Below are 20,974 nucleotides of genomic sequence, written 5' to 3' on the forward strand. Positions count from 1 at the left end.
TTTCTAAATGCAGGAAATATTGTGCCGAAATTGCATTAAGATGATTGATGATACTTATCTTTGGTATTTTTAATTTGTATTAAAATTTTGTTATTAAACAAACATGAAAAAATATAAAGTACTTGCGATAATTGTTGTCGTCATCTATTTTTTACAATCTATATTTACTCCTTTTGGTGGTATTATGTCAGACAGTCTGTCGTATTTTGGGATTGCGGAAGATTTGCCGATACCAGAAACTAATTTGTTTCCTTTGGGATATCCCTTGTTGATTAAGTTTTTTCATCTGATATTTCAAGATTATTTTTGGGCGTATAAAATTCTTAATCTTCTATTTACTATTTCTATTTTAATTTTTTCTTACAAAAGGAAATTTTATTTCAGAGAGACCACATTGCTATTTGCGGGTAAAACTTTTTTCTGTGTTTTTACTCAGGCTATTTCTGAATCGGCATTTATTTTTGTACTCTATTTTCTTGTTTATTTTTTACATGAAATCCTTATCAAACCACAAAGAATATATAAAAATGCATCTATTGCGGCTTTATTAATAGTCAGTTTGTTTTCTATAAGATATTCGGCGGTTTTTATTTATTTAGGAATTTTGGTTTTCTTTTTTTTAAATTTTATTAAAATTAAAAATGCAATTTATTTTAAAGCCTTCTTCTTGTTTTTGATTTTATCGGGTATAGGGATTTCAGGGTATTTATTTCTCAATTATTTAGAATTTAAAAGCTTTACAGGTGAACAATTAAGAGGAACCCCAAACGGGATGACGTATCTATACGTAATAAGAGATTTGTTGGGGGTTTGTAATGTTATTGATCCTTTTATTGGGTTAAAGCCTGCGTCTAATAGTTTAGGGAGTTTACTGTTTCAGGGATTTATTCTAGTGATAGATATTTTCATCTTTATGTATTTCTTTAGATATTACAAAAAAGCAAAGGAAACTCTTCAGAGAAATTTTCATGTTTTACTTTGGGTGGTTGCAGTGGTCTATACATTTGCATTGTTGTTCTCCGGCTGGATTCAGCAAATTGAGGAAATGGGAGTCAGGCTTTTGGCGGCTGCTAATTTCTGTTTGTTTTTTTCATTTCTTATCCTGTATTTTAAGTATAATGTTGATGATGAAAAGATTTGGTGGATATCGTGTTTCTTCTTAGTTTTTTTAACTGCTTACAGCTTAAAAGATCCTGCGTATTATTTGACTAAGAAAGAAGTGGTAAAAGCTCAGATGCCAAAATTTAAAGACAAAAAATATTTATTTAATGATGAAAGAAATATTAAAACGCTCACGAAATACGAGATACCTATCATAAAGAAAACGTTCGATTACGAACATACCAATAAGCAGAAAGGAAAGCTCAAGGAAAGTTTAGCTGGAAGTGTTTATCCTAAAATAAAATGGTTGAAGTATGACACTGTGCGAAACAAATCTGAAGTTTTATATACATCACAACTTTCTATAGATTAATTTTTCAAATTGAATTATCTTAATAAATGTCAATATTTATAAGGTAATTGCCTGATTCTTTGTAGAATTTATTTTCAATAAAAAATATTTATTTATACATAACTTATTGTCAATTAAAAAATTATTCATAATTTTGCACCCTAAAATAAAAAGCAATTAAATGCCTACTATTCAACAATTAGTAAGAAAAGGAAGAGTCGCACTCACCAAGAAGAGTAAATCGGCTGCCCTTGATTCTTGTCCACAAAGACGAGGTGTATGTACGAGAGTATATACTACCACTCCTAAGAAACCTAACTCTGCACTTAGAAAAGTTGCAAGGGTAAGACTTTCAAACGGTAAAGAAGTCAACGCCTACATCCCGGGCGAAGGACATAATCTTCAAGAGCACTCGATAGTATTGGTACGCGGCGGAAGGGTGAAAGACCTACCGGGAGTACGTTATCATATCGTAAGAGGAGCATTAGACACCGCAGGTGTAAGCGGAAGAACGCAGAGAAGATCTAAGTACGGAGCTAAGAGACCAAAACCAGGTCAGGCAGCAGCTGCGCCAGCTAAAGGAAAGAAAAAATAATCATTAAATAAGGTACAGAAACAATGAGAAAGACAAAAGCGAAAAAAAGACCGTTGTTACCAGATCCGAAATTTAATGATCAATTGGTAACTAGATTCGTAAACAACTTGATGCTGGATGGTAAGAAGTCTATCGCATTCAAAATATTCTATGATGCATTAGACCTTGTAGAAGCAAAAAAAGGAGAAACTGAAAAGACTGCCCTTGAAATCTGGAAAGATGCATTAACTAACGTTATGCCTCACGTAGAAGTACGTTCTAGAAGAGTAGGTGGAGCTAACTTCCAGATTCCTATGCCGATCAGAGCTGACAGAAAAATTTCTATGGCAATGAAATGGTTAATCCTTTACTCTAAAAAGAGAAATGATAAGTCAATGGCTTTGAAATTGGCTAACGAAGTTGTAGCTGCTTCAAGAGAAGAAGGTGCTGCTTACAAGAAAAAATCTGATACTCACAAAATGGCGGAAGCTAACAAAGCTTTCTCACACTTTAAATTCTAATCTGAAATGAGTAGAGATCTTAAATTTACAAGAAATATTGGTATTGCTGCGCACATTGATGCTGGTAAAACTACCACTACTGAAAGAATTTTATTCTATACAGGGGTAAACCACAAAATTGGAGAAGTTCACGATGGTGCTTCTACAATGGACTGGATGGAGCAGGAAGCAGAAAGAGGTATTACTATTACTTCTGCTGCAACTACTTGTTCTTGGAACTTTCCAACAGACCAAGGTAAGCCATTAGCTGATACTAAACCTTACCACTTCAACATCATCGATACACCGGGACACGTTGACTTCACAGTAGAAGTAAACAGATCTTTAAGAGTATTGGATGGATTGGTATTCTTATTCTCTGCAGTAGATGGAGTAGAGCCTCAGTCTGAAACAAACTGGAGACTTGCTGACAACTATAAAGTTGCAAGAATGGGATTCGTAAACAAAATGGACCGTCAAGGTGCTGACTTCCTTAACGTGGTAAACCAGGTTAAGACAATGTTAGGATCTAATGCAGTTCCAATCGTTTTACCAATCGGTGCTGAAGAAGATTTCAAAGGTGTTGTAGACTTAATTAAAAACAGAGCGATCATCTGGGATGAAGCTGGGCAAGGTGCTACTTTCGAGGTAGTTCCAATTCCGGAGGATATGAAGGATGAAGTTCTTGAATACAGAGAGAAATTAGTAGAAGCTGTTTCTGAATATGACGAAACTTTGATGGAGAAATTCTTCGAAGATCCGGATTCAATTACAGAAGAAGAGATCAATGCTGCATTGAGAGCTGCTACTATCGATTTATCTATTATCCCAATGACTTGTGGTTCTTCATTCAAAAATAAAGGAGTACAGTTTATGTTGGATGCAGTATGTAAATATTTGCCTTCTCCATTGGATAAAGATGATATCAAAGGTACGGATCCAAGAACTGACGCTGAAATTTTCAGAAAACCAGACGTAAAAGAGCCTTTCGCAGCTTTGGCATTTAAGATTGCTACCGATCCTTTCGTAGGAAGATTGGCATTCTTCAGAGCATACTCTGGAAGACTTGATGCTGGTTCTTATATCTTGAACACGCGTTCAGGTGATAAAGAAAGAATCTCTAGAATCTATCAGATGCACGCTAACAAGCAAAATCCTGTAGAATATATTGAAGCAGGAGATATTGGTGCAGCGGTAGGTTTCAAATCTATCAAAACTGGTGATACAATGTGTGACGAGAAAAACCCAATCGTTCTAGAATCGATGGTTTTCCCAGATCCGGTAATTGGTATCGCTGTAGAACCTAAAACTAAAGCTGACCAGGATAAAATGGGTAACGCTTTAGCTAAATTAGCAGAAGAAGATCCTACGTTTACGGTAAGAACTGACGAAGCATCTGGACAAACGATTATCTCTGGTATGGGTGAGCTTCACTTAGATATCATTGTTGACCGTATGAGAAGAGAATTCAAAGTTGAAGTAAACCAAGGTCAGCCTCAGGTAGAGTACAAAGAAAATCTTACAAGAGTTGCTCCACACAGAGAAGTTTACAAAAAGCAATCTGGTGGTAAAGGTAAATTTGCTGATATCGTATTTGAACTAGGACCTGCAGACGAAGGTAAAGTTGGTTTAGAATTCATCAATGAGATCAAAGGTGGTAACGTTCCTAGAGAATTTGTTCCTGCAATTGAAAAAGGCTTTAAAGCTGCAATGAAAAACGGTCCTTTGGCTGGTTTCGAAGTTGAAGGTATTAAAGTTACTCTTAAAGACGGATCTTTCCACGCAGTGGATTCTGATGCACTTTCTTTTGAAATGGCAGCTAAATTAGGATTTAAAGAAGCGGGACGTGCTGCTAAGCCAGTAATTATGGAGCCTATTATGAAATTGGAGGTTGTAACTCCGGAAGAATATATGGGTAACATCATTGGTGACCTTAACAAGAGAAGAGGTACAATCAGTGGACAAGAAGAAAAGAACGGTGCCGTTGTTATCAAAGGTTCAGTTCCATTGTCTGAAATGTTTGGTTATGTTACTACTCTAAGAACACTTTCATCAGGAAGAGCTACTTCTTCTATGGAATTAGAAAAGTACCAGGCTACTCCTCAAAACGTTGCTGAAGATATTATCGCTAAAGCAAAAGGTTAATTTTTTAAATCAAAGAAATGTCACAAAGAATCAGAATAAAACTAAAATCTTACGATTACAACTTGGTAGACAAGTCTGCTGAGAAAATCGTAAAAACGGTAAAGGCTACTGGTGCTGTTGTAAACGGACCTATTCCATTACCTACAAATAAGAGAATCTTCACGGTGTTGAGATCTCCCCACGTAAACAAGAAAGCAAGAGAGCAGTTCCAGCTATCAGCTCACAAGAGATTGATGGATATCTACTCTTCTTCTTCTAAAACTGTTGATGCTCTAATGAAATTAGAACTGCCTTCAGGAGTTGACGTAGAAATTAAAGTGTGATAATTTAATTATCATCATTGATATAATCCCCTTTCGAAAGATTGGGGATTTTTTTTGAAACAAATTTTAATTTATATACTATTATGTATTGCAAGGTTCTGTTTAATTTATATCTTTGTAAAAAATTATTGTAATGAAAATTTTAGTAATATTTGCCATGATAATCAGTTTATCTTTAACGGCACAAACACACCGTTTTATTTATGAATATGAGTATAAAACAGACTCTACTTTGTCTGAACACAGAAAGACAAATATGGTTTTGGACGTAAATCCGGAAGATGTAAAATTCTATAATTATGATTTTGTAAAAACAGATTCTACCAACATAACCAAAGGCGGAAATCGCATGATTTGGGACGATGCTCCTGTATTAACCAGAAAAAGAAATTCCAACACAAATCTGAATTATGTCAATCTTCAAAATATGTTTACTGTGGAAACAGAAGATCTCGTACATTGGAAACTTTCCAGCGATACCAAAACATCAGGGATCTACAAATTGCAAAAAGCAACAACTGATTTTGGAGGCAGAAACTGGACAGCATGGTTTACCAAAGACATCAATCTCAATGAGGGACCATACAAGTTTCGTGGTTTACCTGGGATGATTTTCGAGTTATATGATAATAAAAATCAGTTTAAATTTTCTTTAATTAAAAGTTATCAATTGGCTAAAACGTATGATACCCGAAGAATAATTGAGAACTTTGCAGGCCAGAATCCTGTAAAAATTACTGAAGCAAAACTTATCAAAATGAGCTTGGACAATTTTAATGACCCTCTTCGCGAATTCAAAGAGCATTATAAAAATAATACCGATCCTACAGCGAAGTTCATGGTAATGGGAATTGAAGTGAAAAGACCAGAACAAATAAAAGAACTTTCAGACAACTTACAAGATCACATGAGAAAGCACAATAACCCAATAGAGATTGATAAAGCAATAAAATATCCTTCAAAATAAATGATAGGAAAGCATTCTTTATTTGAGGCTGAATTTTTGATTATATTTAATAAAAATGAAATAATGTCAAAAGAAGGTAGAAGCGTATTCGAAAAATTCTCAAATTGGGCAACAAAATTTACCGGCAGTTCGTACGCATTTCTTGGGGCGGCTGCTATAGTTCTTATTTGGGCAGTTTCCGGGCCGGTTTTTAAGTATTCCGAAACTTGGCAGCTGGTTATCAATACCGGAACAACCATCATTACTTTTCTCATGGTTTTCTTAATTCAGAAGTCTCAGAATAAAGATTCGAAAGCCATTCAGATTAAACTAAATGAATTGATTGCTGCCAACGAAAAGGCCAGCAACCGAATGGTCGATATTGAAGATCTTACAGAAAAAGAATTAGACCAAATTCACTGTTATTACGAGAAACTTGCAGATTTTGCTGAAGAAGATGAAGATATTCACGCCTCTCACTCGATAGATGCTGCCAAAAGAAATCAAGAAAGGAAACATGAAACTTTTAAAAAGAAACATGAAGAATGGCTGTTAAAAAAACAAAATAAAAAATAGATTACTCTTCAAAGTTGTTAAAATTAGGTTTAAAGATAATTATTTAATAATTTTAGAAAAATAATTACCATGAACCAATTTTGTTTTATCTGTTGTCTTTTAGTAAGTCAATTTTTAGCATCTCAATTTAAAGTTATTAAAGTCGATACTTTAAAAGATTCTGATTTTGGTCAGCTAGAAAAAAACTCATTTTATCAGGTTGATGATGCTTCAAAACTGAAGTACTTTATCAATAAAAGCCAAAAGAAATATAAAATGGTCTACACTTTTACCGATTGGTGCAAACCTTGTCGTGAAAAGTTTCCTAAAATTTTAGACTTTGAAAAAGAATATAAAAACGACCTCGATGTATTTTATCTCACAGATATTTACCGGGATTCTTCTTACAAAAGCACAGATAATTATTTGAAATCTATCGGATGTTTATCCCCAATTTTTAATATTACCGACAACGAAAAAAATAAAAACAAAAAAGGCAAATACGAGTATTTTGTCTACAATGCCGAAAAGAAAAAAGATACTAAAGAAGACCGATATACTCATTTTACACAAAATCTTGCGCCAAAACATTGGTATTACGGCTATTCGTTAGTTCTTTTGTATGATGATAATGATGAAGTTGTTTATGCTTCAACTTATAATGAAACTCATCAGCAGGTTTACGATAAAATAAAATCGATATTGAACAAATAGAAATTCAAAGTCAAAATTAAAGCCTTACAAAATCTGTAAGGCTTTAATTTTAAATTATCTCTTCATAAAATAATCAAAATAACTACAGCTTCCTAAAAGTTCTCTCGCTGTTTCTGTATTTGAAAACTGAGATTTCAATTGGGTAAAGTAGGTTCTGTATTTTTGATTTTTCAGATCGCCCATCTGTTTTTGATAGCTGTCATTTTTCTCAGACCATTTTGGATCAGAATAATCAATATTGGCTTGATGCTTCGCTTCATATTGGTAATATTTTCCCTGTTCTGCACTTGCCATTTGAAATAAAACTCTCGCTTTCTGTTCTCTGTCGGTCGATACATCAAATGCTTTTTTGTAATAATTAATTGCCAAATCAAAATTATCGGGCTCGATGAAAGTGGTATTGGTGAAATCTTTATAATAATACTGAAAAGGATTTTGTCTTTCGGTTGCCCAGAAATCGTATTTTCCGCCGTTGCTGTTGTCAACATCCATCACAAAAAGCTGTCTGTAATAACCCAGAATAGAAGTGTTGTACAATAGATTCCCGATGAGTTGATTAGCCTGAACTGCTTTTGCATCTTTTCCGGTTCCTGTTTTTTTAAGCTGAACCAAGGCATCTGCTAATTCCAGCTTATTCATTTTGGTTTTAATAAAAGGAAATTGTGTGTAATCTTCCGGTTTCATGCTTTCAGCATCAGAACTCTGGAAGCTTTCCCAAACATTATGCCCGAAAACCAGATTCGGAATATTGTTGTAGCCGTCATAATTTGAACCGTCGTAAACCAGCTTTTCATAATTACCGGTTTCAGAATTGTATCTTTCATAATTCTCTCGTGGAATTCCGGAAAACTTCAACGCTTTTTGATAATAAGATTTAGCTTTCTCAAAATCAGCCAGTCTCATTGCTCTGTCACCATAGATCACATTGAAGAAAGCGTCAATATTGCCGACATCATCCATGTTTTTGGCAATAATCTGCTGTTCAAATGCTGTCTTGTTTGGTTTTCTATAAAAATCTTCTACACTTTTTACCAAAGTAGAATTCGGGTTGTATTGAAGGTCAGAAAGCTTATTATTCATTAGATAAGATTTTCCGTCTTCACCCTGAAGGAAATATCGGTTGGCCAAAACGTCTTTTAAAAATGAAGCGGTAGAAGGCGGCGCTCCATAGTTGTAGCCACCATCCTGTAAGGTGTCTTTTTCGATTTTCTTTTCAGTAAAATAATCAGCGTAATCTTTCATTAAATGATCTTCATATTCTGCATCAATCTTTGGTTGTGAAACGATGTCGTTCAAAACTTTCATCCGTTTGATCTCTTCAAGATATTCCGGGTTGTTGGTTTTGATGTCTTCTAAAATTTCTGTGCTGGTTTCGTAGTCTTTCTTTAAAAATTTAAGATAGGCATCAGCAATCTGCCAATATTCATCAGTAGATTTTTCTTTAGTTTTTGAGGTGAATTTTTCTAAGTCATCCAAAAAGTCTTTCTGCTTTTCGTCGTAATAATAGCTTTGATTTTTTGTATAAAACGGAATTCTGTTTGGGTTTTCCAATAACTCGTCGTCGCTTTGGTTATTTTTAGTTCCGTCTTTCACTTTGTCAGATTTTGAGCTGAAAAGATTTTTAAAGAACAGAACAATTTTCTGCCAAAAGCTTAATTCTTTTTTCTCTACTTTTTTTGTTTCTGTAGTTGCAGTAGTTTTTGTATTTCCTGATGGGTCTGCATCTTTTGATTCGTAATAATATGTCGGAAGGTAGCTTCGTTCCAATTCATTGATGCTTCTTGCGGCCATCACTTTCAGAATTTCCGAATTCGGATCAATGTCATACATCTTTTCCATCATCGGAATCGGGTTGGTAAAATCTTCATATCCCAAAAGAAAATACGCCATGTTTTTCTCTTCATTATTTCCTGCTCTTTTCAGAATATTATTGAAAGATGCTGTGTCTGAAAGTTTCATCGAGATAAATGCAGATTCTTTTCTGCTTTTGCTGTTTTTAAAAACCTGAAAGAAATTCCAATTCGCATCGCTTCCCATTTGCAATCCTCGCTGCGCACCTGCCATTTGATCTAAAGCCATATAATACGAAGCACCTCGTAAAGAAATTGGCTGAACATAAGATTTGAAAGCCTGAAGCGCTGCGTCAAAATTTCTTGTATAATGATTGAATCTCACCAGCTGATAACCGTATCGCTGCTTGATTTCAGGATTTTTGGCTGCGTTATATAAAGATGTCAGTGCAGAAACTGTTTTAGCATAATCTAATTGTGTAGCATTTTTGTCACTCTCATTTTCTCTGTAATAAAATGAATCTGCAGTTTCTACATAATTGATTTTCATGTAAGGCTCTAGATATTTCGCCTCAATCAAATAATCAATTCCTTCACGGTATTTTGCGTAGAAACCTGTTCCTACTTTTTGCAGTAACGGATTGTTCGGCGTTCCTCTCTTCAAATCATTGAGATCATTCATGGCAATTTTATTCACCAGATAATCTGTTTCAGCAGACGTCAACTGATTGTTGAAGAATTTTCTCCATGCTTCGATATTCTCATTTGGAATCTGCGAAGATTTAAAATCAGTATAGAATCTCGAAGAATAGTTGTGAAGAAACGGAAGGTAAGATTTATCTTTAATGATGCTTTGGGTAAACAGGTTAAAGTAATCATAATCCGGATCTGCCCAAGCACAAGCTTCAGATTTTGTATAGAACAGCGATAAGACCGCTAATGATAGAATATACTTTTTCATATTTATTTTTGGTGTTTTGTTTTATTTTTGTTTCTCGCAGATCACACAGATTTTTTTGAATTCAAAAAGAAATATTTATCTGTGAAGATCTGTGAAATCCGTGGGAAGAAATTTTTGGACTTCAGTTTATTTGTAGAGTCAATCTTCCCGCTTCCAACATCCGGCTTCCAGCTCTTAAAATCTTCTTCCTTCCACAAATTTACTATCTAATTGGTAATAAATAATGTTGTAACTGCTTAATTTTTTATCTAAAAACCGGGTGACATCATCAAGCTGTTCATCAGAAATTTCTTCCACCTTTATTCTAAAGCCTTTGTTCATGAAACTCCCAAAGTAGAAACCGTCTTTCAAAATTTCGATTTCATGGTCTGATATTTTTTTGAAATCGGGGTTTTCCAGATCTTTTTTAGACAAAGCATTGATGAGTTTATGCTTTCCTAAATGGTTCGTTACAATTCCCCAAGAGTAGATTGGCAATGCAACTTCAATCTTCTTTAAAGGGTAATCTTCGAGCTTAGATAAATAGCTTTTCAGAATATTAACATCCAAGATCGAATTTTTATCTGAATTTTCAAGTGGTGAGGAAGTGGAGTAGCACATCAGATAGATTTTGAGCACTGGCGGAATTCCCATCAGATTTTTATCTTTCACCTGATGAAGTCTGAGCGTGCAGGTAATTTCCTTTCCAGAGATTTTCTTCAATTCAGTTAGAAATTTAAAATAATCATCTTTAGTTCCGGCAGTCCAATCGCAATCGATTTGAATTTCATTGCTTGAAGCTAATTTGTATTCTTTCACTTTTTTCTGAATTAATTGATGAATGCTTTCAGCCAGAAATTCGATGTCGGATTCATTAATTTCAAAAAAAGTTCGGTTGGTGATAAAAATTGTCGGGATGATTTCTTTTTCAGTGCTGAAACTTTCGTCTTTTGTAATCACGGCAACCGGTTCAAATTTTCCGTTGACTTTATCAACATCAAAAAATCGTATGCATAAAAAATGAGTGGTCGATTCTGCGAGTGCTTTTTTTTCGATAGGATTTAAAGCAAGATTAGTTTTCCAATAATAGTAGGTATAAGGATGCGTTTGTTTTTCCTTGCAAGAAACTACCAAAAGAAAAGTCAGAAGAAGTTGAAGGATTTTCATTACTTATATAGAATGCTTTCGCAGTTGCAGTTGATTGAAGCAAGCTCAGAAACCGGACAGCAGTCATCTGATTTTTTGATATTTCCTTTTTCATCGGTAAGATAAATCTTCTCTTTATTAAATTTCACATAAAAAGTTTCGTTATACGTTTTGAAATGTACTTTCATCACTTTCGGATTATATTTTCCTGCATTGATCTCTTCTTTTGTTTCCGTTTGGTCTGCCTGATTGACCTGAAGAAATCCAAAATGTACATTCCCGTTTTTCTTTACATCCAAATAATAGGCTGGTGTTCCGGAACCGCTTGCGCCATTTTCGATGTTAAAATTACGTTTTCCGGTAAAAGGTGTCGACTGTGCGAAAGAAATTATTCCGAAGAGACACATCAATGTGATGAAAATATTTTTCATATTACTTTTTTCTCAAAATTAAAGAATTCTTTAAAAGAATTTGGTTTCAAAATTCGTGCAAATCTCTAAATCATTAAAAATCAAAATATTTTACTATAAATATTTGTCAAATTAAATTTTATTCATACATTTGCACACTCATTTTAGGGGAGGAATATGCCCAATTCAAACTTGGTAATTATTTGAGAACTCGAAAAATGAACGTGAATACAAGGAAATTTTATAACATATTATATAAATAATGTCAGGTATTATTGGAAAAAAAATTGGGATGACTTCTCTGTTTGACGAAAACGGCAAAAATATGCCGTGTACCGTTATTCAGGCAGGTCCTTGCTCAGTTTTACAGGTCAGAACCATTGAAAAGGACGGATACAAATCTGTTCAGTTAGGTTTCGATGACAAGAGTGAAAAGAACGTTGGTAAAGCGTTAGCTGGCCATTTTAAAAAGGCTGGTTCTGCTCCTAAAGCTAAGTTGGTAGAATTCTACAGAGAATTCGTTGATACGGTAAGCGTAGGAGATGAAGTGAAAGTAGACTTATTCGCTGAAGGTGAATATGTAGACGTTACAGGAACTTCAAAAGGTAAAGGTTTCCAAGGTGTTGTTAAAAGACACGGTTTTGGAGGTGTAATGCAAGCTACTCACGGTCAGCACAACAGATTAAGAGCTCCAGGTTCAATCGGTGCGGGATCAGATCCTTCTAGAGTATTCAAGGGGATGAGAATGGCAGGTAGAATGGGAGGTAAGCAGGTAACTGTACAAAACCTTCAAGTATTAAAAGTGGATCAAGAACAAAATCTTTTAGTAGTAAAAGGTGCTGTTCCGGGAGCTAAAAATTCTTATGTAATTATCAGAAAATGGAACTAGTAGTATTAAATACATCAGGAAAAGAAACCGGAAAAAAAGTAACTCTAGACGAAACAGTATTCGGAATTGAGCCAAATAAGCACGCGGTTTACTTAGAAGTAAAACAATATCTTGCTGCTCAGCGTCAAGGTACTCATAAATCAAAAGAAAGAAGCGAAATCACTGGTTCAACTAAAAAGTTGAAAAAGCAAAAAGGTTCAGGTTCTGCAAGATATGGTGATATCAAATCTCCAGTTTTCAGAGGTGGAGGTAGAATTTTCGGTCCAAAACCGAGAGACTACAGATTCAAATTGAACAAAGCTCTTAAGAGATTAGCTAAAAAATCTGTTCTTTCTCAGAAAATGAGAGATAACAGCATCAAAATTGTTGAAGGATTGAGCATTTCAGCTCCTAAAACTAAAGATTTCATCACTATCTTGAATGCATTGGCATTGAATGATAAGAAGTCTTTATTCATTCTTCCTGATACAAACAAGAATGTATATTTATCTTCAAGAAACTTACCTAAGACTAAGGTTATGAAATTCAACGAAATTTCTTCTTATGACTTAATCAATGCAGGTGAGATCGTTTTCTTAGAAGGTGCAGTTGAAAAATTCCAGGAAAATTTAAAGAAATAAATCATGTCACTAATTATTAAACCAGTTATTTCAGAAAAAGCTAACTATCTTACAGATTTAAGAGGTGCTTATTCTTTCTTAGTACAACCTAAGGCGAATAAAATCCAGATTAAAAATGCGATAGAGCAGGCTTATGGTGTAAAAGTAGCAGACGTTAGAACCATGATTTATGCTCCTAAAGTTTCTTCGAAATACACTAAAAAAGGTCTTCAAGTAGGGAAGACAAACAAATTGAAAAAGGCGGTTATCACTCTTGCTGAAGGAGAAGTAATCGACATTTTTGCTGTAAATTAATTATTAATTATAAATAATAGTAATGTCTGTTAGAAAATTAAAACCTATCACCCCAGGACAGAGATTCAGAATTGTAAACAATTTTGAGGAAATTACTACCAACAAACCAGAGAAGTCTCTAACCGTTGGTATTAGTAAGTCAGGTGGACGTAACCAAACTGGTAAAATGACCATGCGTTACACCGGAGGTGGACACAAAAAGAAATACAGAATTATCGACTTCAAAAGAAACAAGCATGATGTTGAAGCAACGGTAAAAACTGTAGAGTATGATCCAAACAGAACTGCTTTCATCGCTTTAGTTGAATATGCAGACGGAGAGAAGAGATACATCATCGCTCCAAACGGGATCAAAGTTGACCAAAAAATCATTTCTGGTGAAAGCGTAGAGCCTAATGTAGGTAACGCAATGAAACTGAAAAACATTCCTTTGGGAACTGTGATTTCTTGTATCGAAATGAAGCCAGGTCAAGGTGCGATCTTAGCAAGAAGTGCTGGTTCATCAGCTCAATTGACTTCAAGAGACGGAAAATATGCGATCATCAAATTGCCTTCAGGAGAATCTAGAATGATCCTTACTGAGTGTTATGCAATGGTTGGATCTGTTTCTAACTCTGATCATCAGTTAACTGTTTCAGGTAAGGCTGGTAGAAGCAGATGGTTAGGTAGAAGACCTAGAACAAGACCAGTAGTAATGAACCCTGTAGATCACCCAATGGGAGGTGGTGAAGGTCGTTCTTCTGGAGGTCACCCAAGATCTAGAAACGGAATGCCGGCTAAAGGTTACAAAACCAGAAAGAAAAACAAAGCGTCTAACCGTCATATCATATCTAAACGTAAATAATTATGGCAAGATCACTTAAAAAAGGACCATTTATTCATCATACTTTAGATAAAAAGGTTCAGGCAAATATAGAGTCTAATAAAAAGACAGTTATCAAAACTTGGTCTAGAGCATCAATGATCTCTCCGGACTTCGTAGGACAAACTATTGCAGTACACAACGGGAAATCTTTTATCCCTGTATATGTTACAGAAAACATGGTTGGTCACAAGCTAGGCGAATTTTCTCCAACAAGATCTTTCAGAGGTCATGGTGGTAATAAAAACAAAGGAAGTAGATAATCATGGGATCAAGAAAAAGAGAAAGTGCATTAGCACGTAAATTAACAAATCAAGATGTAGTAAAAGCATTACACAATGATTGCCCGACATCTCCTAGAAAGATGAGATTAGTTGCTGATATCATCAGAGGGGTAGAAGTTGACAAAGCTTTAAGCATCCTAAAATATTCAAAAAAAGGAGCTTCTGAGAAATTAGAAAAAGTATTACTTTCTGCGATGGCCAACTGGCAAACGAAGAACGACGGTGCTGATATTGAAGAAGCTAACCTTATCGTTAAAGAAATTTTTGTAGACAGTGCAAGACAATTGAAGAGACTAAGACCAGCTCCACAAGGTAGAGGGTACAGAATCAGAAAGAGATCAAACCACATTACACTAATCTTAGGTACAAAAGAAAATTAATTCAAGGTATGGGACAGAAGACAAATCCAATTGGTAACAGATTAGGTATCATCAGAGGATGGGATTCTAACTGGTTTGGTGGTAAAAACTACGGTGATAGAATCGCTGAAGATTACAAAATCAGAAGATACCTTGAAGCAAGATTATCTAAAGGTGGAATTTCAAAAATTTATATTGAAAGAACACTTAAATTAGTAACAGTAACAATCACTACTGCTAGACCGGGATTAATCATCGGTAAAGGAGGTCAGGAAGTTGACAAGTTAAAAGAAGAATTGAAGAAACTTACTAAAAAGGATATTCAAATCAATATTTTCGAAATCAAAAGACCTGAGCTTGATGCAGTATTAGTTGCAGACAGTATCGCTAAGCAGATCGAAAACCGTATCTCATACAGAAGAGCTGTGAAAATGGCAATCGCTTCTACAATGAGAATGGGTGCTGAAGGTATCAAAGTTCAAATCTCTGGTAGATTGAATGGTGCTGAAATGGCACGTTCTGAAAACTTCAAAGATGGAAGAATTCCATTGTCAACTTTCAGAGCAGATATCGATTATCATATCGGTGAAGCATTAACTCAATACGGTAAGTTAGGAGTAAAAGTGTGGATCATGAAAGGAGAAGTTTACGGAAGAAGAGATCTTTCTCCATTAGTAGGACAACAGAAGAAAGGTGGTCCTTCAAATGGTGGAAACAGAGGAGGTGGAGACAGAGACAACAGAAGACCTTCTAGAGATAAAAAAAATAATTAATAAAATTTTAGAGGATAGTTTTTAAATGACCGTTACTTTTTTAAAATCTAAATTCTAAAATCTAAAATTTAAGAAATTATGTTACAACCAAAAAGAACCAAATTCCGTAGAGTTCATAAGATGAAAATGAAGGGGATTGCTCAAAGAGGTAATCAACTTGCTTACGGAACTTTCGGAATCAAAGCTAATGAAGGTGCTTGGATCACTGCTAGACAGATCGAAGCTGCTCGTATCGCTGCGACAAGATATATGAAAAGAGAAGGTCAACTATGGATCAAAATATTCCCGGATAAGCCTATTACTAAGAAACCAGCCGAAGTAAGGATGGGTAAAGGTAAAGGTGCTGTAGAATATTGGGTAGCTGTAGTAAAACCAGGTAAAATTATGTTCGAAATCGGAGGAGTATCTTACGATATCGCTAAGGAAGCTTTAAGACTTGCTGCACAGAAATTACCAGTTACGACTAGATTTATAGTTGCAAACGATTTTGTTAAACCTCTTTAATCTCTGAAACAATGAAACAAGCTGAAATTAAAAATCTAAGCGCTGAAGATATTCAAGCAAAATTGGCTGAAGCTAAAGCTCAATTCTCAAAAATGAAATTGGCTCACAAAATCAGTCCACTTGAAAATCCAATCCAAATCAGAGATTTGAGAAAGACAATCGCAAGACTAAACACTGAGTTAACTAACAAACAATAATCCTTTTTACAATGGATAGAAATTTAAGAAAAGAAAGAATCGGAGTGGTTTCCAGCAATAAAATGGAAAAAACTATTGTTGTTAGTGAAACTACAAGAGTAAAGCACCCGATGTACGGTAAATTCGTTTTGAAAACGAAAAAATATACTGCACACGACGAGAACAACGAATGCACAGAAGGAGATACTGTATTGATTACAGAAACAAGACCTTTGAGCAAGAGCAAGAGATGGAGATTAGTAAGAATCATTGAAAAAGCTAAGTAATGTTACAAACAGAATCAAGATTAAAAGTTGCTGATAACACAGGTGCTAAAGAAGTACTAGTGATCAGAGTTCTGGGAGGTACCAGAAGAAGATATGCTTCAGTTGGTGATAAAATCGTAGTTACTATTAAAGATTCTACACCATCAGGAAACGCTAAGAAAGGTCAAGTATCAAAGGCGGTAGTAGTAAGAACTAAAAAAGCAGTTAGAAGAAAAGATGGATCTTACATCAAATTCGAAGACAATGCTTGTGTTTTACTAAACGCTGGAGGAGAAATGAGAGGAACACGTGTTTTCGGACCTGTGGCTCGTGAGTTGAGAGACAAAGAATATATGAAAATCATTTCATTAGCTCCTGAAGTACTTTAATATTTAAAATTTTAAAAAAAATGTCAAAGTTAAAAATAAAAAGAGGAGATAACGTAATCATTACCACTGGTAAAAAAGATATCAAAGGTAAAACTGGTGAAGTTATTGAAGTGATCAAAAAAGAAGGAAAAGACCCTAGAGTAATCGTTGCAGGACTTAACATCGTTAAAAAACACGTTAAGCCTTCAGCTTCAAATCCTCAAGGAGGAATTACAGAAAAGGAAGCTTCTATTCATATCTCAAACATAGCTTTAGTTGGTAAAGACGGAAAAGCTATCAAAGTTGGTTACAAAATCGACGGAGATAAGAAAGTAAGAATCGACAAAAAAACGGGTGAAACTTTATAATTTTAAATAACAATGGAATATATAGCAAGACCCAAAAAAGCATATCAAGAGACAATTGTTCCAGCAATGATGGAAGAATTCGGATATAAATCAGTAATGCAGGTACCAAGACTAGAGAAAATTATTTTATCTCAAGGTTTAGGAGACGCTACTGCTGATAAAAAAATCATCGATTATGCTGTTGAAGAACTTACAAATATTACCGGGCAAAAAGCCGTTGGTACTATTTCAAAAAAGGATGAAGCTGCTTTCAAATTAAGAAAAGGTATGCCTGTAGGTGCTAAGGTAACTCTTAGAGCTCAGAAAATGTACGAATTCTTAGACAGATTGACTTCTTCTGCTTTACCACGTATTAGAGATTTTTCTGGTATCAAAGCTGACGGTTTCGATGGTAGAGGTAACTATAACTTAGGTATTACTGAGCAAATTATCTTCCCTGAGATCGTAATCGACAAAGTAAAGAAAATCCAAGGGATGGACATTACTTTCGTTACAACTGCGAAAACAGACAAAGAAGCTAAAGCATTATTAACTCACTTCGGTTTACCGTTCAAAAAGAACTAAGAAATGGCTAAAGAATCAATGAAAGCGCGTGAGCGCAAAAGAGAAGCTACTGTAGCTAAATACGCTGAGAAAAGAAAAGCTCTTAAAGAAGCTGGTGATTACGAAGGACTTCAAAAATTGCCTAAAAATGCTTCTCCTGTTAGATTACACAACAGATGTAAGTTGACAGGGAGACCAAGAGGTTACATGAGAACCTTCGGTATTTCTAGAGTAACTTTCAGAGAAATGGCCAACAACGGTCTTATCCCAGGCGTTAAAAAAGCTAGTTGGTAAGCAATAAAAATTTTTACAGCTGACTTCTATATTTTTATAAGTCAGCTGTATTTTAATAAATAGAGTACAAAAATGTAGTCGGCTTAGAGGCAGAGAAAAATAAATATTATTAAATTTTTTTTTGTACTTTTGCACCCGCTCAGGAAAATTATTATTTCTCTGGCAGACTAATCTTCTTTTTAGCTATGTTTATTAGAATAAAATGAAATTAAAAAAATCAAAGTGACAATTAAGTTGTTGAGATACTGAAGGTAAAGAGATCAGGCGAAGAAATATTCGGAACCATTTAGTCTTTAATCTTCAAGTCTTTTCAATACTGATTGTCATTAACCAATAATTTAAAACAAAGAAATGGTAACAGATCCAATTTCAGATTTCCTAACTAGAGTAAGGAACGCACAAAGCGCAGGCCACAAGGTGGTGGAAATTCCTGCATCGAAAATCAAAAAGGAGCTTACGAAAATCTTATTTGATCAAGGGTATATCTTAAACTACAAGTTTGAAGATAGCGCTGTTCAAGGGACAATCAAAATCGCTCTTAAGTATGACAAGCAAACAAACAAGCCTGCAATCAAATCTATCCAGAGAGCTTCAAGACCAGGTCTAAGACAATACAAAGGTTCTACAGAACTTCCAAGAGTATTGAACGGTTTGGGTGTAGCAATTATCTCAACTTCTAGAGGAGTAATGACAGATAAGAAAGCTAGAGAAGAAAAAGTAGGTGGTGAAGTAATTTGCTATGTTTATTAATTTTTAATTAAAGGAAAATGTCAAGAATTGGTAAAGCAATTATAACAATTCCAGCTGGAGTTACAGTCACTGAAAAAGATGGCGTTGTAACTGTAAAAGGTCCTAAAGGAGAATTAGTTCAGGAACTTACAGAAGGAATTACTTTAGAACAAGAAGATGGAGTGCTTACATTTAGCAGACCGTCTGAGTCTAAACAACACAAAGCGCTGCACGGTTTATACCGAGCGTTGATCAACAACATGATTATTGGAACTGCTGAAGGTTTCACTAAAAAATTGGAATTAGTGGGAGTAGGTTACAGAGCTTCTCACTCAGGTCAAAAACTTGAGTTAGCTTTAGGATTCTCTCACGGTATCGTATTAGAACTTCCAAAAGAAGTAATTATCGATACATTGACTGAAAAAGGTAAAAACCCAATTATTACTTTAACGTCTCATGACAAGCAACTTCTAGGGATGGTTTCTGCAAAGATCCGTTCATTCAGAAAGCCTGAGCCATACAAAGGAAAAGGTGTAAGATTCGTAGGAGAAAATGTTAGACGTAAAGCTGGTAAATCTGCTTAATAAATTTTAAGAAAATGGCACTAAGTAAATTAGAAAAAAGAATAAGAATAAAAAGAAGAGTAAGAGGGAAAATCTCTGGATCTTCTGAATTGCCAAGATTATCTGTATACAAGAGTAATAAGGAAATTTACGCTCAGTTAATAGACGATAAAGATGGTAAAACTTTAGCTTCAGCTTCTTCGAGAGAAAAAGGCGTAGACGCTAAAGGTACTAAAAGTGAAATTTCTGCTGCTGTAGGTAAAGCTATCGCTGCTAAAGCTATTGCTGCTGGAATTGAAGCTATTGTATTTGACAGAAACGGTTTCGTATATCACGGTAGAGTTAAGGCTCTAGCTGATGGTGCGAGAGAAGGAGGACTTAAATTCTAATCATTAAATTTCGGAAAATATGTTAGGACTAGATAATATAGAAAGAGTAAAACCGGGAGGATTAGAATTAAAAGATCGTCTCGTATCCGTAAACAGGGTAACAAAAGTAACTAAAGGAGGTAGAGCTTTCGGATTTTCTGCAATTGTTGTTGTAGGAGACGAAGCTGGAACTATCGGTTTTGGTTTAGGAAAATCTAAGGAAGTTGCTTCTGCTATTGCTAAAGCAGTAGAAGATGCTAAGAAAAACTTAGTAAAAGTTCCTGTAATGAACCATACAATTCCTCACCAGAGTTCTGCTAGATATGGTGGTGCTGATATCTTCTTGAGACCAGCTTCTCACGGTACAGGTCTTATCGCCGGTGGTGCGGTAAGAGCAGTATTGGAGTCTGCAGGTATTCACGATATCCTTTCAAAATCTAAAGGATCTTCAAACCCTCACAATGTGGTAAAGGCGACTTTCAAAGCATTGTTAGACATCAGAAGACCAGAAGAAGTTGCAAGAATGAGAGGAGTTTCTCTAAGTAAAGTGTTTAACGGTTAATAAATATACAATGGCAACAATTAAAGTAAAACAAGTAAGAAGCGCTATTGGTAGAACAAAAACCCAAAAGAGAACGCTTGAAGCATTAGGATTTAAGAAACTTCACCAAGTTATAGAGCACGAAGCTACTCCTTCAATTTTAGGAATGATAGCTGCAGTTAGTCACTTACTTGAAGTTCAAAAATAATTTTTAAAATAATTTTAAAATGAATTTAAACAACATAAGACCTGCAGCAGGTTCTACTTTTAGTTCAAAGAGAATTGGTAGAGGACAAGGTAGTGGAAAAGGCGGTACAGCTGGGAAAGGTCACAATGGTCAGCAAGCTAGAGCTGGTTATTCTCAAAAAATCGGTTTTGAAGGTGGACAGATGCCTTTGCAAAGAAGACTTCCTAAATTCGGTTTCAGAAACGTAAACAGAAAAGAATACAGAGGTATTAACCTGGATGATATTCAAAACTTAATTGATACTAAATCTATAACAGGAGATATTACTAAAGAAGTTTTGGTACAAAACGGTTTAGCTACCAAAAACGAAATAGTGAAAATTATGGGTAGAGGTGAATTGAAATCTGCGGTTTCAATTTCTGCTGATAAATTCACTAAATCTGCAGAAGAATTGATTTCTAAAGCAGGTGGAAAAGCAATTACCTTATAA

General features: G+C 34.9%; 31 protein-coding genes. 28 read left to right on the top strand and 3 right to left on the bottom strand.

Annotated features, from left to right (window positions below; translation table 11 throughout):
- Positions 1-103 precede the first annotated feature (103 nt).
- The 8 genes from LNP04_RS13340 to LNP04_RS13375 all read left to right on the top strand — a co-directional run bounded on the left by LNP04_RS13340 (position 104) and on the right by LNP04_RS13375 (position 7,210).
- Positions 104-1,474, top strand: coding sequence for a hypothetical protein (locus tag LNP04_RS13340; RefSeq protein WP_229983449.1), 1,371 nt, complete (start codon positions 104-106; stop codon positions 1,472-1,474).
- 160 nt (positions 1,475-1,634) lie between these two features.
- A complete protein-coding gene (gene rpsL / locus LNP04_RS13345) occupies positions 1,635-2,048 on the top strand; it encodes a 30S ribosomal protein S12 (RefSeq protein ID WP_027383325.1) in 414 nt (137 codons plus the stop codon).
- A 23-nt stretch (positions 2,049-2,071) separates the two neighbouring features.
- Positions 2,072-2,548, top strand: a complete 477-nt coding sequence (gene rpsG, locus LNP04_RS13350) for a 30S ribosomal protein S7 (protein ID WP_028122161.1) — start codon at positions 2,072-2,074, stop codon at positions 2,546-2,548.
- 6 nt (positions 2,549-2,554) lie between these two features.
- Positions 2,555-4,672, top strand: coding sequence for an elongation factor G (gene fusA / locus LNP04_RS13355; protein WP_229983450.1), 2,118 nt, complete (start codon positions 2,555-2,557; stop codon positions 4,670-4,672).
- A 17-nt stretch (positions 4,673-4,689) separates the two neighbouring features.
- Complete coding sequence (gene rpsJ / locus LNP04_RS13360; RefSeq protein ID WP_002661363.1) at positions 4,690-4,995, top strand: 30S ribosomal protein S10; 306 nt, start codon at positions 4,690-4,692, stop codon at positions 4,993-4,995.
- Between the two features lie 133 nt (positions 4,996-5,128).
- Positions 5,129-5,962, top strand: a complete 834-nt coding sequence (locus LNP04_RS13365) for a GLPGLI family protein (RefSeq protein WP_229983451.1) — start codon at positions 5,129-5,131, stop codon at positions 5,960-5,962.
- Positions 5,963-6,025: 63 nt separating this feature from the next.
- Entirely contained in the window at positions 6,026-6,517 is a 492-nt protein-coding gene (locus LNP04_RS13370) for a low affinity iron permease family protein (RefSeq protein WP_229983452.1), read from the top strand.
- Positions 6,518-6,586: 69 nt separating this feature from the next.
- On the top strand, positions 6,587-7,210 hold the full coding sequence (locus LNP04_RS13375; protein WP_229983453.1) for a thioredoxin family protein: 624 nt from the start codon (positions 6,587-6,589) through the stop codon (positions 7,208-7,210).
- A gap of 54 nt (positions 7,211-7,264) precedes the next feature.
- On the opposite strand, the gene LNP04_RS13380 is transcribed toward LNP04_RS13375, so the two are convergent.
- The 3 genes from LNP04_RS13380 to LNP04_RS13390 form a co-directional block, all read right to left on the bottom strand.
- Complete coding sequence (locus LNP04_RS13380) at positions 7,265-9,961, bottom strand: hypothetical protein (protein WP_229983454.1); 2,697 nt, start codon at positions 9,959-9,961, stop codon at positions 7,265-7,267.
- A 174-nt stretch (positions 9,962-10,135) separates the two neighbouring features.
- Positions 10,136-11,107, bottom strand: coding sequence for a hypothetical protein (locus LNP04_RS13385; protein WP_229983455.1), 972 nt, complete (start codon positions 11,105-11,107; stop codon positions 10,136-10,138).
- Positions 11,107-11,517 (bottom strand): hypothetical protein, encoded by a 411-nt coding sequence (locus LNP04_RS13390; RefSeq protein WP_229983456.1) that lies wholly within the window; start codon positions 11,515-11,517, stop codon positions 11,107-11,109. The genes LNP04_RS13385 and LNP04_RS13390 overlap by 1 nt, the downstream gene beginning before the upstream one ends.
- A 241-nt stretch (positions 11,518-11,758) precedes the next feature.
- On the opposite strand from LNP04_RS13390, the gene rplC reads away from it, so the two are divergent.
- The 20 genes from rplC (at position 11,759) to rplO (ending at position 20,974) form a co-directional block, all read left to right on the top strand.
- Positions 11,759-12,385, top strand: a complete 627-nt coding sequence (gene rplC / locus LNP04_RS13395; protein ID WP_129535112.1) for a 50S ribosomal protein L3 — start codon at positions 11,759-11,761, stop codon at positions 12,383-12,385.
- Positions 12,376-13,005, top strand: coding sequence for a 50S ribosomal protein L4 (gene rplD, locus LNP04_RS13400; protein WP_229983457.1), 630 nt, complete (start codon positions 12,376-12,378; stop codon positions 13,003-13,005). Before rplC ends, rplD begins: the two co-directional genes overlap by 10 nt.
- Positions 13,006-13,008: 3 nt before the next feature.
- On the top strand, positions 13,009-13,299 hold the full coding sequence (rplW, locus tag LNP04_RS13405) for a 50S ribosomal protein L23 (protein WP_047442263.1): 291 nt from the start codon (positions 13,009-13,011) through the stop codon (positions 13,297-13,299).
- Between the two features lie 22 nt (positions 13,300-13,321).
- Positions 13,322-14,143, top strand: a complete 822-nt coding sequence (gene rplB, locus LNP04_RS13410; protein WP_229983458.1) for a 50S ribosomal protein L2 — start codon at positions 13,322-13,324, stop codon at positions 14,141-14,143.
- Between the two features lie 2 nt (positions 14,144-14,145).
- Complete coding sequence (rpsS, locus tag LNP04_RS13415) at positions 14,146-14,424, top strand: 30S ribosomal protein S19 (protein ID WP_047442261.1); 279 nt, start codon at positions 14,146-14,148, stop codon at positions 14,422-14,424.
- Between the two features lie 2 nt (positions 14,425-14,426).
- On the top strand, positions 14,427-14,825 hold the full coding sequence (gene rplV / locus LNP04_RS13420) for a 50S ribosomal protein L22 (RefSeq protein WP_047442260.1): 399 nt from the start codon (positions 14,427-14,429) through the stop codon (positions 14,823-14,825).
- An 8-nt stretch (positions 14,826-14,833) separates the two neighbouring features.
- Positions 14,834-15,577, top strand: a complete 744-nt coding sequence (gene rpsC / locus LNP04_RS13425; RefSeq protein ID WP_229983459.1) for a 30S ribosomal protein S3 — start codon at positions 14,834-14,836, stop codon at positions 15,575-15,577.
- Between the two features lie 78 nt (positions 15,578-15,655).
- Positions 15,656-16,081, top strand: a complete 426-nt coding sequence (gene rplP / locus LNP04_RS13430) for a 50S ribosomal protein L16 (protein ID WP_079463782.1) — start codon at positions 15,656-15,658, stop codon at positions 16,079-16,081.
- Positions 16,082-16,092: 11 nt separating this feature from the next.
- On the top strand, positions 16,093-16,278 hold the full coding sequence (rpmC, locus tag LNP04_RS13435; RefSeq protein ID WP_047442257.1) for a 50S ribosomal protein L29: 186 nt from the start codon (positions 16,093-16,095) through the stop codon (positions 16,276-16,278).
- An 11-nt stretch (positions 16,279-16,289) separates the two neighbouring features.
- The gene (gene rpsQ / locus LNP04_RS13440; protein WP_027383312.1) at positions 16,290-16,544 is read left to right on the top strand and encodes a 30S ribosomal protein S17; all 255 of its coding nucleotides are present in this window, start codon (positions 16,290-16,292) and stop codon (positions 16,542-16,544) included.
- Complete coding sequence (rplN, locus tag LNP04_RS13445) at positions 16,544-16,912, top strand: 50S ribosomal protein L14 (protein WP_034684837.1); 369 nt, start codon at positions 16,544-16,546, stop codon at positions 16,910-16,912. Before rpsQ ends, rplN begins: the two co-directional genes overlap by 1 nt.
- Positions 16,913-16,932: 20 nt before the next feature.
- On the top strand, positions 16,933-17,259 hold the full coding sequence (gene rplX / locus LNP04_RS13450) for a 50S ribosomal protein L24 (RefSeq protein WP_047442256.1): 327 nt from the start codon (positions 16,933-16,935) through the stop codon (positions 17,257-17,259).
- Between the two features lie 12 nt (positions 17,260-17,271).
- Positions 17,272-17,823: a 50S ribosomal protein L5 gene (gene rplE, locus LNP04_RS13455; RefSeq protein ID WP_229983460.1), complete on the top strand. Its 552-nt coding sequence runs from the start codon at positions 17,272-17,274 to the stop codon at positions 17,821-17,823.
- Positions 17,824-17,826: 3 nt separating this feature from the next.
- The gene (rpsN, locus tag LNP04_RS13460; protein ID WP_047442254.1) at positions 17,827-18,096 is read left to right on the top strand and encodes a 30S ribosomal protein S14; all 270 of its coding nucleotides are present in this window, start codon (positions 17,827-17,829) and stop codon (positions 18,094-18,096) included.
- A 351-nt stretch (positions 18,097-18,447) separates the two neighbouring features.
- Positions 18,448-18,846, top strand: a complete 399-nt coding sequence (gene rpsH, locus LNP04_RS13465) for a 30S ribosomal protein S8 (RefSeq protein ID WP_129535106.1) — start codon at positions 18,448-18,450, stop codon at positions 18,844-18,846.
- A gap of 17 nt (positions 18,847-18,863) precedes the next feature.
- Positions 18,864-19,409 carry a 50S ribosomal protein L6 gene (gene rplF / locus LNP04_RS13470; RefSeq protein WP_229983461.1) on the top strand — a complete coding sequence of 182 codons (546 nt, stop codon included), beginning with the start codon at positions 18,864-18,866 and terminating at the stop codon, positions 19,407-19,409.
- 14 nt (positions 19,410-19,423) lie between these two features.
- On the top strand, positions 19,424-19,777 hold the full coding sequence (gene rplR, locus LNP04_RS13475; RefSeq protein WP_047442251.1) for a 50S ribosomal protein L18: 354 nt from the start codon (positions 19,424-19,426) through the stop codon (positions 19,775-19,777).
- A gap of 19 nt (positions 19,778-19,796) precedes the next feature.
- The gene (gene rpsE, locus LNP04_RS13480) at positions 19,797-20,318 is read left to right on the top strand and encodes a 30S ribosomal protein S5 (protein WP_229983462.1); all 522 of its coding nucleotides are present in this window, start codon (positions 19,797-19,799) and stop codon (positions 20,316-20,318) included.
- A 10-nt stretch (positions 20,319-20,328) separates the two neighbouring features.
- On the top strand, positions 20,329-20,505 hold the full coding sequence (gene rpmD, locus LNP04_RS13485; RefSeq protein WP_047442249.1) for a 50S ribosomal protein L30: 177 nt from the start codon (positions 20,329-20,331) through the stop codon (positions 20,503-20,505).
- A 19-nt stretch (positions 20,506-20,524) separates the two neighbouring features.
- Positions 20,525-20,974 (top strand): 50S ribosomal protein L15, encoded by a 450-nt coding sequence (rplO, locus tag LNP04_RS13490; protein ID WP_129535102.1) that lies wholly within the window; start codon positions 20,525-20,527, stop codon positions 20,972-20,974.

The sequence above is a fragment of the Chryseobacterium sp. C-71 genome (assembly GCF_020911865.1).
GTDB lineage: Bacteria > Bacteroidota > Bacteroidia > Flavobacteriales > Weeksellaceae > Chryseobacterium.